We start from the raw sequence: 12,486 nt of genomic DNA, 5'->3' as shown, positions 1-12,486 counted from the left end.
GCTCCCCTGCTCCCTTATGGACTAGATGTAGTTTCTGGTGATGGCGTACTTTCCGGTGATGCTGAAGGGGTAGGAGTAGGTATTGCTGCTGCCTTGTTAATCTCGTCTTTATACTGAGCAGGTGCTAAAGCTGTAGCACTATCAAACAAAGATTTTGCTTCATCAACCTTACCTTGTTCTTTTAAAAGCATAGCCTTTGCTAAAACGGGACGAAAATCTTGAGGATCTTTTTTAATTGCTTGCTCGTATAAAGAGATAGCTTGAGTATTGTTTTTCTGTAAAGCGTAGACGCTACCTAAAAGCACCTGTACAGCGACTACATCAACACTTCCAGGCTGAATTGTATTTGCTTGAGAAGCCGTAGATAAAGTTTCTTGCAACAAGCCAATAGCAGCTTCTGGACGTTGCTGACTGAGTTGTAAATTCACCATCCCCTGTAAAGCTTTGAGATCACCAGGTTTTGTTACTAAAATAGAGCGATAAGTTTGGGCTGCACCTTCCTTATCGCCAATTTGCTGCTTTGCTTGTGCTAGTAGCACAGCATACTCAGACTGTTGTGGATTTAATTTAGCCAACTTCTCCAAAGGTTCAATTACCGCTTGAATATCAGTCGGTTTAACTTCACCACTGCCTTTTTGACTGAGTAATTGTAACCGCGCTTGCAAAAGCCCCTTGAGTGCGGCTTGATTTTCTGGTTCTCGTTGTAAAACCAGTTCATAACCCCGAATTTCATCTGCCAATTTTGACTTTTGCTCAGATGAACTAGAATTGATAGGGCTGCTGCTAGTATTTTGCCCTACTGGTTGGGAATTATTGAAAGCCCCAATTATGGGTATGAGGGAAACCCCAATAAAAGCGGCAACTGCTATAAATAAGACAACCTGAATTATCCACCGATTACGTGGTTGAGACACAATTTTTTTCCTTATGGTGAATTTGCACGAGATGAATCGAAATTAATATTTACACAAATTGTAAAGTTAAGATTTTCCAAAACTTTGCGGAATACGGTTATTTCACTGTGAATTTTATAACAAATAACTATCTACACTGCTAAAGTAAGTGATGACTTTAGGAGGAGCATTCAGAATTGTAGCTATGCTATGCTTCCGAAACTAGTGTAAAGGCGCTAAATAACACATTTAGTCTCTAAATGCGAAATTTCGCGCCTTTGTGTTCGCACAACGCACTCTAGAATGGCTAGATTGAAAGGAAATATACTTTTATCAGCCATACAAACGCTCCTTCCATCTACTTTTGTAAAATCCCACAATGGGATCTGTCTCCGCCTCAAGGAGTTTTTATGAATTCCGACCTGATGCCGTCTCCTGAATCTTCCAATTCCACAGCCTCTAACCAGGCTCCAGCTAAAATTGACTTAACAGCTAGGTCTTCCAAACCGGATCATTCACCCGTTAACCCTAACGAGACTGATACCAATGGGAATTTAGCCAATCGACAACAACCGATTCCACCTCCCAGCGAACCAATGCAGTACCGAGCAATTGGGTTAGTTCGGGGGCGCTACTGTGCCAGCAGTGAACAATTTACCCAAGGCACATTGGTAACCGCTGATGGTGTAGAACTCAATGCCGTCCTTTTAGGTCGGATTATGAGTTTAGTCAAAAATCACCTGGACTTAGAAAAACAACATCTATGGGTAGTTTATCCCCGCACCAGACAAGAAAATGACTCACTGCACATCCAAATTGTCGGAGTTTGGGAGCCAGAAAATCTGGCTAAAAATTCCCCAGACGAGGATGGACAAACTTCGGGTTCACAAGCGTTAGAGAGACCCGAAAATGGTTCTGCGAAGAAATCCTCTCGCCAAAAGTCTACTAAAGAGGAAATTTCCGAACCCCCAAAAACTTCATCAGAAATTCCTGATGGAGAATTTTCTGTGCGTGGTGAGGTAGTTTACCAATCTTTTGACGCTAAGAGTTTGGTAGTCAAAATCAAGCAGGCTCCACGCAAACCAACTGACAAACCTAAGTATTTTAAGTTGAAATTACAGGGTGTGTTGGCTACCAAAGCGGTGGGCAAATTTTGGGATTTTAAAGTCAAACGCGAAGCTGATATATTGGTCGTAGAAAATGCGGAAGCGATCGCTGATTTGCCCAAAAAACGCAGGCCACCATTCAGAAGCGGACCCCGTGCAGGTGGTGGTGGTCTGGCGAGAAAACCATTCCCTCCCAGACGCAATGGAGAAACTCCACGTCCTGTCAAGAAAATAGGTGGCGAACCCTCTGCGGTCTCTAAACCTGTACCCAAACCACCAGCACCTAAGCCAGTGAAGAAACCGAAACCCCAAGAGTAGGGACTGGGGAATGGGGACTGGGGAATGGGTAATAAATTCTTACCAATCACCAATCACCAATCACCAAAATTAAAAGTCTGTCCAACGGTCTTGGGGCAAAAAAGCACGATCCATTGGCATCGTTGAAACTGGCTCTGTGAGGGTAAATGTGCCTGCTTCTATCCACTGTTTCAACTCTAGAGCAACTTGCCGTGAGAGAAACATACTGGCTAAAGGAGCAACACGCACCGCTTTACCCTCTATGGTGATCTTCCCCGATTTGAGTTGAGCGTAACTGACTAAACCAAAGGTGGGACGGACGCGACGAGGAATGGAAAAGTCTACTATTGGTGCTACTAAGTCTTTATCTAGTACAGCACAATGTTCAATTACTGTTTCGTTTAAAACCGGAAGTGGGACACCAACACCCAACATTAAAGACGGTCCGTAACTTTTGAAGTAACAACCCCGCACCCAACGAGCATCCATTTGTTTGGCATCACCAATTAAGGCTAAAGTGGCTGATGGTCCAATAGGTGTCCGATTAGCTAAACGTTTTTGTAAGGGGAAGTGCTGTGTACCTTCCCAAGCTACATAACCGATTCCACCACCTAAGAATATTCTTGTCCCAATCCCTACAAGTTGTAAATCGGGATCATTGAGGAGCGGAGAAATAGCACCGGGATTTGAATAAACTGCATTACCTAAACGGGGTTGGAGGGGTCCAAGATAAGTGTGAAGTGGGCGATCGCCTCCATTTACCCCAACAATAAAATTTTGATACAGATTACGCGGATTAAATAAATAGAACTGATTGATAGTGTCACTGGTGACAGTCGTTTCAAAAGTTGCTCTTGGGTAACAGTCGGTAACTTGTCCTAAAGCTCGTACTTGTATCGGTTTACCTGCAATTAAATCTTGAATGACGTGGCCACCTCCACGTTCTCGGAGTTCTTCCCCGTCCATAGCTTCTACAGCACAACTAGCACCCACGTATAAATCTACTGCACCAAAACCAGAATATGCTGGCACGCCATCTAACCAGCAGCGGCGAATTTTGATCGGTGGGTCAGTATGTCCTAAATTAATAATTGCACCGCTTGATTCCATTGGTTCAAAGGTGCCGGTGGTAATGACATCAACTTCTTTGGCAGCTTTGGTGATCCCGATTTCTGCTACTCGTGTTTTTAATTCTTCAACCGTCCACACTACGGCGCGTTTTTGGTCGATTTTTTCATTAATTTCCGCAATAGTTCGCATTTTTATCAGTGGGAACAGGGAACAGGGAACAGGGAACAGGGAACAGAGGAAGAAAATTTTAGATTTTAGATTTTAGATTTTAGATTGGAACTAATTAAAGAAAATCCAAAATTCAGAAATCCTGCCTACTGCCTCTTTAATTAATACAAAATGATGTCTAACTTACCAACAGAACATTTGCAAGTCCAAGATATTGGCGAACAAGGTCTTTTAGAGAGATTACAACGCTTCTGTCCTCCAGACGTAATTGGTGATGATGCGGCAGTTTTGGTGACAGAATCAGAGCAATCTTTGGTTGTTACCACAGATATGCTAGTTGATGGTGTGCATTTTAGTGATGTCACCACTTCCCCAGAGGATGCTGGTTGGCGTGCAGCAGCAGCAAATCTATCAGATTTAGCGGCTATGGGTGCTTTTCCTTTAGGTATCACCATCGGACTAGGTTTACCTGGAGATGTGAGCGTTCAATGGGTGGAAAGACTGTATCAGGGAATGACGGAATGTTTGCAAAAGTACAACGTGCCTATAGTTGGTGGTGATATTGTGCGATCGCCTATCACCACTTTAGCAATTACCGCCTTTGGTCAGGCTACTGCCAATTTTATTATCCGTCGTTCCACTGCCCAAGTAGGAGATGCCATTGTCGTCACAGGCATTCATGGAGCCTCCCGTGCGGGCTTAGAATTACTCTTACACCCGGAAATAGGTCAAAACCTCAAAACTGACGAAAAGGCAGCTTTAATCACAGCACACCAGCGCCCCAAACCACGTTTAGATGTTATACCCATCCTCAAAGAAATCTTCCCATCCCCCTGCTCCCTGCTCCCCGCCCCCTGCCTCATATCTGGGATGGACAGCAGTGATGGTTTGGCAGATGCTGTATTACAAATCTGTCGTGCTAGTAAAGTAGGCGCTATCTTAGAACAGAGTAAAATTCCGCTACCATCAGCTTTTAATAACTGGCTATCACCAGAGCGATCGCTACATTATGCCCTATACGGTGGTGAAGATTTTGAATTAGTCCTGTGCTTACCACTACAAGCCGCATTAACATTAGTCCAAAAATTAGGTGCAAGTGCAGCTATCGTAGGCACAATTACACCAGGCTCAACAGTCATCTTACAGCATGAAAACAAAAAAATCCCCGACCAAGTTTTAAATCTTAGTCAGGGATTTCAACATTTTAATTAGGGAGCAGAGAGCAGTGCGATCTTGGGGTTTCCCCAAGTGGAGCAACTGCGGAGGAACAGAGAACAGGGAATAGATAGAAAATAATTCTCCTCTGCTCCTCTGCTCCTCTGCCTTTTAGTGTCAACTGTCACCTAACTACGCCCACTTAGAAGCTACTAATTCAGCCAAATCTAGAACTCGTTGGCTGTAACCCCATTCATTGTCATACCATGCCATGACTTTCACCATGTCATTACCCATGACCATAGTTAAGTTGGCATCAACAATGGAAGACTCATTTGTACCTTGATAATCAGAAGATACAAGTTGAAGTTCGCTGTAACCTAAAATGCCTTTGAGTGGTCCTTCAGAAGCATCTTTAAGGGCTTGGTTAACTTCTTCAGTAATAGTGCGCTTCTCAACCTGAACCACAAAATCCACCATGGAAACATTGGGGGTGGGTACACGTAAAGCTACACCATTCAGCTTACCCTTCAGGTCTGGGAGTACCAGAGCTACTGCTTTTGCTGCTCCAGTGGAGGTGGGAACAATGTTAATAGCTGCTGCTCTGGCCCGACGCAAATCACGGTGAGAAGCGTCTAATAAACGCTGGTCTCCAGTGTAGCTGTGGGTGGTGGTCATTGTGCCTTTGATGATGCCAAATTTCTCATTTAACACCTTCGCAATAGGAGCCAAACAGTTAGTAGTACAGCTGGCATTACTAATGATGTTATGTAGGTTGTGATCATAATCATGATGATTCACACCCATCACAAAAGTACCATCTTCATTTTTACCAGGGGCGGTAATCAGAACCTTCTTAGCACCAGCATTTACGTGCCTCATTGCCCCTTCTTTGCTGGTAAAAACACCAGTTGATTCAATAATCAGGTCAATGTTCCACTCTTTCCAGGGCAAGTTATCTGGGTTGCGATCAGATACGCATTTAATCGTCTTACCATTGACGGTGATGGAATTATCATCTGCACTAATATCGGCATTTTGTAACCTCCCTAGCATGGAGTCATATCTGAGGAGGTGAGCATTGGTTCTAGGGTCAGAGGTGTCATTGATAGCCACAAGCTCAATTTGGCTATTCTCTCTACCCACCCAGCAGCGTGCGAAGTTCCGTCCAATGCGCCCGAAACCATTGATTGCAACTCTAATCACAGTGTCTTGCCCTCTGTATTTATGCCTATAAGTTGATATCGTTGACCCCAATCATATCGCAAAGGGGGAGAGTGTTTATAACTATAAAGTGTTAGATCCAAAAAAAAACACAGAATTTATTCAGAATTATTTGAGTACAAGTTGTTAGTAGCGATGTACAATCTGACCGGTTCCGGTACTAAATCATGAATTGAATGGCCTTGGCGACAAAGTTCACGCATGATACTTGACGAAACTCTTACTAAAGGTGTATGCAGTAATTGCCAGTGAATGGTATACGATTTTTCTCTAAATTTTTGCTCCACTTGCTTGCAGATTATCTCACTTTGAGCTATAGTCTCACCACCTACTAGTCGGGGTGCGATTAACCAATCACACATTTGCGCTAGTTCAGATCCACGATACCAACGAGGCAAGGTTTGGAAGGCATCCAAACCTATAATCCAGTACCAATGAGTATTTGGGTAATAAACAGATAAATCAATCAGGGTGTTGATAGCATAAGAAGTCCCAGAGCGTTCTCTCTCAATGAGTGAGACAGTAAAGGCTGGGTTATTTTTAGTTGCTAATTGCAGCATTGTTACCCGATGCTCAAACAGTGTGGCTTGTTTATGAGGAGGATTTTTTGAGGGTATCCAAATTACCTGTTCTAGATGTAATTGAGCCAAAGCCGTTTCGGCTAAGAGCAGGTGTCCCCAGTGAATTGGGTCAAAGGTGCCTCCAAAAATTGCTAGTTGCTGCATCCAGTCCAGGAATTGAGGATTTGGTTACAGGTGGCAGAAGGTATGCCAAAGCATCTCTACCTGGAATGCTATGTTGAGTCCAGGAATTTATCACTGCAACCAGTTGAATAATATTTTCACTGCCAATGTACTATTGTAGTCAATTCACCCGCTGTCTAGATACAGTTTCAACTCAGGTTTACGACTCAAGCACTTCCGTAGCCACTTGTAGTAAAGCGACCAAAGATATGTATTTAACATTACAGGAAAATTTTTCCCGATGTTGCCCCAGTTTTCAGAATAATCATAAAAAGATATCAGAAATAGAAAAATTCTCCCGTCAGGGTAATATCTTTCTGAACAAGCACAAACAAAGTAAAAAATTAACCCTTTATTCAGATATGAAAATCTTACAGGAGCAGTATCTGTAAAAATCAAAATCCTGTTATGATACGCGTGTCATTTGTGAAGATTTTCTGGTGTGGTGTAAGAGGAACAAAAGATGAATAACTATATAGATTTTAGCGGTAGACCATTTCATTTCATAGGAATTGGCGGTATAGGAATGTCCGCTCTGGCTTATGTGTTGACAAAACGCCAATTACCAGTATCCGGTTCTGACCTGCGACCTAACCAAATTACCCGCAAGTTGGAATCTCTGGGCGCTCACATTTTTAGCAGACAAGAAGCCAGTAATATTGAATTCTTTCGTCCTCAAGTATTGGCTAATGGAATATTATTAAATTCACAAGAACGATTGCCTTTTGATCAGACAATTTTACCTCAAGTAATTTGTTCAACAGCTATTAACACCAATAATTTGGAATACAAAGCAGCCCTAGAATTAGGTTGTCCAATTTTACATCGTTCTGATGTCCTAGCTGCCTTGATAGCTGATTACTACAGCATTGCTGTGGCAGGAACTCACGGTAAAACTACAACCAGTAGCATGATAGGTTATATGCTATTAAAAGCAGGTCTTGACCCCACAATTTTGGTTGGTGGTGAAGTCAACGCTTGGGAAGGGAATGCTCGATTAGGGGAAAGTCAGTATTTAGTAGCTGAGGCAGATGAATCAGATGGTTCCCTTGTTAAACACGCCCCAGCAATTGGGATTATTACCAATATTGAACTCGATCATCCTGACCACTACGAAACATTAGACGAAGTGGTAGAGACTTTCCAAAAATTTGCCCAAGGTTGTCAAATTTTAGTAGGTAGCATTGATTGTGAAACAGTGCGCGATAGCTTAAAACCAACCATCAGTTATAGCCTTCATCCAGACACAGGCGCTGACTACACTGTTACCAACATTGACTATCGCGCTGATGGTACAACAGCTTTGGTTTGGGAAAAAGGTAAAGCCTTGGGTGTATTGAATGTACAGCTTTTGAGTCGGCATAACCTCAGCAATGCTCTAGCAGCCGTAGCTGTAGGACGTGTTCTGGGTTTAGAATTTGGAGAAATTGCCAAAGGTATTGCTACCTTTGAGGGTGCAAGACGGCGTTTTGAGTTCCGAGGGGAAGCCGCTGGTATTACCTTTATTGATGATTATGCCCATCACCCCAGTGAGATTCGTGCTACTCTCGCCGCCGCACGTCTCCAGGCTAGACCAGGGCAAAGGGTGGTTGCCATTTTCCAACCCCATCGTTATAGTCGTACACTTACCTTTTTAGAAGAATTTGCCGAGTCGTTTACCCATGCTGATGTAGTAGTCCTGACAGACATTTACAGTGCGGGAGAACCCAATCTAGGACAGATTAGTGGTGAAAAATTGGCAGCAGAAATTGCCAAGCAACACCAGCAGGTAATTTATCAACCAACTTTGTCTTCTGTTACCGAAGTCTTATTATCAACACTGCGTCCAGGCGACTTAGCACTGTTTCTAGGTGCTGGGAATTTAAATCAAGCGATTCCTGAAATCATTGCGACACTTTGCGAACCGGCTAAAGCCACATCCTGAGTGCAGCAAAGAAAGCTAGGTTTTTCCCTTTGTAGATTCCCAATCTAGCAATAGTCTCACTAGCTACTTTATATACCGTACTGACGGCTCATAACTTAATAAAAATTACCAATTAAAGCAACGATGACAATTTCCCAGGCAGCTGGTAACGTCTGTACAATTTCTGCTTTGACCACCAATAAACAGAAAACAGCTAATTCTGTCGATAGTAAAGTAATTTACTTACCCGGAACTGAATGTGTAATCAAGTCCCAAGCTTCTTTATCGGCATTTACTTCCTACAGAGTTGGAGGAGAAGCTCAATGGTACGTTGCTCCACGCAACGTAGAAGCACTACAAGCAAGCTTTGAGTATGCAAACACACTAGATTTACCAGTGACAATACTGGGAGCAGGTTCTAACTTGCTGGTCAGTGATCAAGGTATACCAGGCTTAGTTATTGCGACTCGTCATTTCCGTTCTAAGCATTTCGACCCCGAAACAGGTCAATTAACTGTTGCGGCAGGAGAATCTATTCCTAGCTTGGCATGGGAAGCAGCAGAATTGGGATGGCAAGGTTTAGAATGGGCTGTTGGTATACCTGGAACCGTTGGCGGTGCAGTTGTTATGAATGCAGGGGCGCATAATAGCTGTATTGCAGATATGTTAGTTAGCGCGGAATTACTCTGTCCCGACGGTACATTAGAAACTCTCACCCCGGCAGAATTAGGTTACAGATACCGAACTTCATTATTGCAGGGGGGCAAAAGGATAGTCACTCAAGCCACCTTCCAACTTCAACCAGGTGCAGATCCCGCACAAGTTATAGCTACAACCAAGCAACACAAACAGCATCGGCTCTCCACCCAACCTTATAATTTTCCCAGTTGTGGCAGTGTGTTCCGCAATCCTAAACCTTACACGGCTGGATGGTTAATTGAACAGGCTGGGTTAAAAGGCTACCAAATCGGCGGAGCGCAAGTAGCCCAACTTCATGCCAATTTTATCGTTAATCGTGGTGGGGCTAAAGCCAGCGATATTTTCTGTCTTATTAATCATATTCAACGTGAAGTACAAGAGCGTTGGTCTATTTGGTTGGAACCAGAAGTTAAAATGATTGGCGAATTTCAAGCTGTTTGTGGATAAGGGACTGGGAAGAGAGCAGGGGAGCAGGGGAGAATAATCTTCTACCAATCCCCAATTACCCATTACCTATTACCCGCCACATCTATAATTGAATTTGATTTGTTATTCAAAGCACAAGTGGAAAATTAATCATGACAGCAGGAAAAGGACAGGGATTTGGCTTTGGCTTAGGAAAAATGAAAGAACTAGCCGCAGCTTTTCAAAAGGCACAGCAAGTTCAAGAAGGTGCAAAACGTCTCCAAGAAGAATTGGAGCAAATGGAAATTCAAGGAGAATCTGGCGGTGGACTGGTTAAGGTAATTGTCAGTGGTAACCAAGAACCCAGAAGAGTAGAAATTTCCCCAGACGCAATAGCACAAGGTTCAGAGCTACTTTCTGATCTCGTGACAGCAGCGATGAAAGATGCCTACAACAAGTCCACTGCGACCATGCGCGAACGTATGGAAGATTTGACCAGTGGATTGGAACTACCGGGATTATAGTCATTAGTCATTAGTCGTTAGTCGTTGGTCAGAGGTTAGTAACAAAACAACTGACCACTGACCACTGACCACAAAACAATATTTATGTCTTACAAGTTACTGTTTGTCTGCCTGGGTAATATTTGTCGATCGCCCTCGGCAGAAAATATTATGAATCATCTGATTGACCAAGCTGGTTTGAACGACCGAATTTACTGCGATTCTGCTGGTACTTCTAGCTATCATATTGGTAGTCCACCTGACCGGCGCATGAGTGCTGCTGCATCTGCTAAGTTAGGAATTAAACTACGTGGTCAAGCTCGTCAGTTTCAAAAATTAGACTTTCAAGAGTTTGATTTGATTTTGGCAATGGATAAAGACAATTACGAAAATATCCTTGCTGTTGACCGTTCTGGGGAATATCACCATAAGGTGCGCTTGATGTGCGATTTCTGCTCTAGACACACTTTCAAGGAAGTTCCAGATCCCTATTATGGCGGACCAGAGGGATTTAATCAGGTGATTGACCTGCTCATAGATGCTTGTGAAGGTCTGCTAGACTACGTGAACAGTCAAGAAAAAGGGTTTAGGGAATAGGGTGTGGGCAGAAATAAATCAATTGAACACTCCTGCTTTCTGCTTCTTGCCTCCTTGTACTAGTACAGCACGGCGTAAATATAACAACCATTCAAAATAGCTAAAAAGCCTATCATCTAAGCTTTTTAACTTTTGAATGCATGACTTCCGCCTTACTGTACTAGCTACTCTACAAGACCATGCTTGATGGCAAAACGTACCAGTTCTGCTCGATTGCTGGTTGAAGTTTTTCTTAATAAACTGCTGACGTATTTTTCTACTGTTCGCGGACTTAGGTGCAGTTGATGACCCATTTCGGCATTAGACAAACCATGAGTCAATAGTTCTAGGACTTCCTGTTCTCTTGTGGTCAGCGACTGAAGCAGCTGGGGATTGGGAATTTGATTTGATAAAGGATATTGTCCGTCTATTGATTTAAGGGAGTGAGACCCGTCGAAACTTTCTTGATGAGAAAATCGGTATTCTGATTGAATAATTTGCGATCGCTCCAGTAAATTACGAATAGCTGCTGCTAACTCTTCTAGTTCAAAAGGCTTGGGCAGGTATAAATCGCATCCTGATTGGTAGCCGAGAATTCTTTCTTGGGTTTTGGTTCGCGCTGTTAACAAAATTACAGGTAACAACCTAAACCCTGCCTGTTGACGCACCCGGCGCACAAGTTCATAGCCGTTCATCCGTGGCATGACAATATCTGTCACCATCAAATCAGGATGGTTCTCTTCCACCATAGACAAAGCATCTTGACCGTCATCAGCCATGATCACCGAATAGCCGGACAGTTCAAGATAATCACTAATAGACAGACGAGTGCCCAGGTCGTCATCCACTACAAGGATCTTCAAGGGCATGGACAGTACACCCCTAGCATTTTTGTTACTCAATATTTTGCTATTATGAACACTATCAATAAACACTGGCAGTAGTAGTGTTCTTATGTTTCATACTATGACAGGATTACCTACTAATGACTGCATCAGGGATGATTTATAAAGAAATTCTTAAATGCTTAGGAACTATTCATAAAAATTAATGATATTTTAAAAAAATATAATGTTACAGTAATAGATTAAATTAAATGTAAAATAAAATGAAATGTAAAATTAAGTTACTCTAAACTTCCTATATTACAAAGCATCTTCAGCCATATTTAACACAAACCAAATTTTCAATGAGTGACAAAAACGAAGGCTATAAAGTTATTAGCGACAATCGCCAAGCCCGTTATTTGTATGAAATCCTAGAAACCTACGAAGCTGGAATTCAGCTGGCAGGAACGGAAGTCAAGTCAATACGTGCAGGTAAAGTGAATCTCCAAGATGGCTATGCTTTGATTCGCAATGGCGAAGCATGGTTAATAAATGTACATATTTCTCCTTACAGTTCTAGTGGACAATATTTTAATCATGAACCGCGTCGCACTCGTAAGTTGCTGCTGCATCGCCTAGAACTCCGTAAGCTAATTGGTAAGGTAGAACAGCAGGGTTTAACCCTAGTCCCGTTGAAAATGTATCTTAAACGGGGTTGGGTAAAAGTCAGTATCGGTTTATGTAAAGGTAAAAAAATTCACGACAAGCGGGAAGACCTCAAACGCCGTCAAGATCAGCGTGATATTCAACGAGCAATGAAAAATTATTGAGCAAAAATCTCAAAGCACTTTACTTGGCAGTGGGGACTGTTTACTGTTAATTGTTCACTGCCTCCTATTCCCAATAACAAATTAAG

12 protein-coding genes are annotated in these 12,486 nt (G+C 42.7%); 7 read left to right on the top strand and 5 right to left on the bottom strand.

The window, feature by feature from the left end:
- Positions 1–14: 14 nt before the first annotated feature.
- Positions 15–914, bottom strand: coding sequence for a tetratricopeptide repeat protein (locus H6G06_RS01860; RefSeq protein ID WP_190556510.1), 900 nt, complete (start codon positions 912–914; stop codon positions 15–17).
- A 389-nt stretch (positions 915–1,303) separates the two neighbouring features.
- On the opposite strand from H6G06_RS01860, the gene H6G06_RS01855 reads away from it, so the two are divergent.
- A complete protein-coding gene (locus tag H6G06_RS01855; RefSeq protein WP_190556508.1) occupies positions 1,304–2,317 on the top strand; it encodes a hypothetical protein in 1,014 nt (337 codons plus the stop codon).
- Between the two features lie 69 nt (positions 2,318–2,386).
- On the opposite strand, the gene H6G06_RS01850 is transcribed toward H6G06_RS01855, so the two are convergent.
- The gene (locus tag H6G06_RS01850; RefSeq protein WP_190556506.1) at positions 2,387–3,556 is read right to left on the bottom strand and encodes a homocysteine biosynthesis protein; all 1,170 of its coding nucleotides are present in this window, start codon (positions 3,554–3,556) and stop codon (positions 2,387–2,389) included.
- Positions 3,557–3,706: 150 nt separating this feature from the next.
- Here H6G06_RS01850 and thiL point away from each other — a divergent pair, with 150 nt between their 5' ends.
- A complete protein-coding gene (thiL, locus tag H6G06_RS01845; RefSeq protein WP_190556504.1) occupies positions 3,707–4,747 on the top strand; it encodes a thiamine-phosphate kinase in 1,041 nt (346 codons plus the stop codon).
- 135 nt (positions 4,748–4,882) lie between these two features.
- Here thiL and H6G06_RS01840 read toward each other — a convergent pair whose 3' ends face one another.
- Entirely contained in the window at positions 4,883–5,896 is a 1,014-nt protein-coding gene (locus tag H6G06_RS01840; protein ID WP_190556502.1) for a type I glyceraldehyde-3-phosphate dehydrogenase, read from the bottom strand.
- 116 nt (positions 5,897–6,012) lie between these two features.
- On the bottom strand, positions 6,013–6,639 hold the full coding sequence (gene nadD / locus H6G06_RS01835; protein ID WP_190556500.1) for a nicotinate (nicotinamide) nucleotide adenylyltransferase: 627 nt from the start codon (positions 6,637–6,639) through the stop codon (positions 6,013–6,015).
- A 481-nt stretch (positions 6,640–7,120) separates the two neighbouring features.
- Here nadD and murC point away from each other — a divergent pair, with 481 nt between their 5' ends.
- The 4 genes from murC (at position 7,121) to H6G06_RS01815 (ending at position 10,764) form a co-directional block, all read left to right on the top strand.
- Positions 7,121–8,581, top strand: a complete 1,461-nt coding sequence (murC, locus tag H6G06_RS01830) for a UDP-N-acetylmuramate--L-alanine ligase (protein WP_190556498.1) — start codon at positions 7,121–7,123, stop codon at positions 8,579–8,581.
- A 123-nt stretch (positions 8,582–8,704) separates the two neighbouring features.
- Positions 8,705–9,706, top strand: coding sequence for a UDP-N-acetylmuramate dehydrogenase (gene murB, locus H6G06_RS01825; RefSeq protein ID WP_190556496.1), 1,002 nt, complete (start codon positions 8,705–8,707; stop codon positions 9,704–9,706).
- Positions 9,707–9,837: 131 nt separating this feature from the next.
- Positions 9,838–10,188, top strand: coding sequence for a YbaB/EbfC family nucleoid-associated protein (locus tag H6G06_RS01820; RefSeq protein WP_190556494.1), 351 nt, complete (start codon positions 9,838–9,840; stop codon positions 10,186–10,188).
- A gap of 84 nt (positions 10,189–10,272) precedes the next feature.
- Entirely contained in the window at positions 10,273–10,764 is a 492-nt protein-coding gene (locus H6G06_RS01815; RefSeq protein ID WP_190556492.1) for a low molecular weight protein-tyrosine-phosphatase, read from the top strand.
- 164 nt (positions 10,765–10,928) lie between these two features.
- On the opposite strand, the gene H6G06_RS01810 is transcribed toward H6G06_RS01815, so the two are convergent.
- Positions 10,929–11,612 carry a response regulator transcription factor gene (locus H6G06_RS01810; RefSeq protein ID WP_190556490.1) on the bottom strand — a complete coding sequence of 228 codons (684 nt, stop codon included), beginning with the start codon at positions 11,610–11,612 and terminating at the stop codon, positions 10,929–10,931.
- Between the two features lie 320 nt (positions 11,613–11,932).
- Here H6G06_RS01810 and smpB point away from each other — a divergent pair, with 320 nt between their 5' ends.
- Positions 11,933–12,400, top strand: a complete 468-nt coding sequence (gene smpB / locus H6G06_RS01805) for an SsrA-binding protein SmpB (RefSeq protein WP_190556488.1) — start codon at positions 11,933–11,935, stop codon at positions 12,398–12,400.
- The last annotated feature ends 86 nt before the right edge of the window (positions 12,401–12,486 follow it).

Origin of the sequence: Anabaena sphaerica FACHB-251 (genome assembly GCF_014696825.1) — a bacterium.
In the GTDB taxonomy this organism is placed as follows: Bacteria; Cyanobacteriota; Cyanobacteriia; order Cyanobacteriales; family Nostocaceae; genus RDYJ01.
This window is presented reverse-complemented; position numbering and strand designations above follow the sequence as displayed.

Coding starts and splice junctions, on each gene's coding strand:
- H6G06_RS01855 (WP_190556508.1), top strand. CDS start 1,304: ATGAATTCCGACCTGATGCCGTCTCCTGAATCTTCCAATTCCACAGCC.
- H6G06_RS01850 (WP_190556506.1), bottom strand. CDS start 3,556: ATGCGAACTATTGCGGAAATTAATGAAAAAATCGACCAAAAACGCGCC.
- thiL (WP_190556504.1), top strand. CDS start 3,707: ATGATGTCTAACTTACCAACAGAACATTTGCAAGTCCAAGATATTGGC.
- nadD (WP_190556500.1), bottom strand. CDS start 6,639: ATGCAGCAACTAGCAATTTTTGGAGGCACCTTTGACCCAATTCACTGG.
- murC (WP_190556498.1), top strand. CDS start 7,121: ATGAATAACTATATAGATTTTAGCGGTAGACCATTTCATTTCATAGGA.
- murB (WP_190556496.1), top strand. CDS start 8,705: ATGACAATTTCCCAGGCAGCTGGTAACGTCTGTACAATTTCTGCTTTG.
- H6G06_RS01820 (WP_190556494.1), top strand. CDS start 9,838: ATGACAGCAGGAAAAGGACAGGGATTTGGCTTTGGCTTAGGAAAAATG.
- H6G06_RS01815 (WP_190556492.1), top strand. CDS start 10,273: ATGTCTTACAAGTTACTGTTTGTCTGCCTGGGTAATATTTGTCGATCG.
- H6G06_RS01810 (WP_190556490.1), bottom strand. CDS start 11,612: ATGCCCTTGAAGATCCTTGTAGTGGATGACGACCTGGGCACTCGTCTG.
- smpB (WP_190556488.1), top strand. CDS start 11,933: ATGAGTGACAAAAACGAAGGCTATAAAGTTATTAGCGACAATCGCCAA.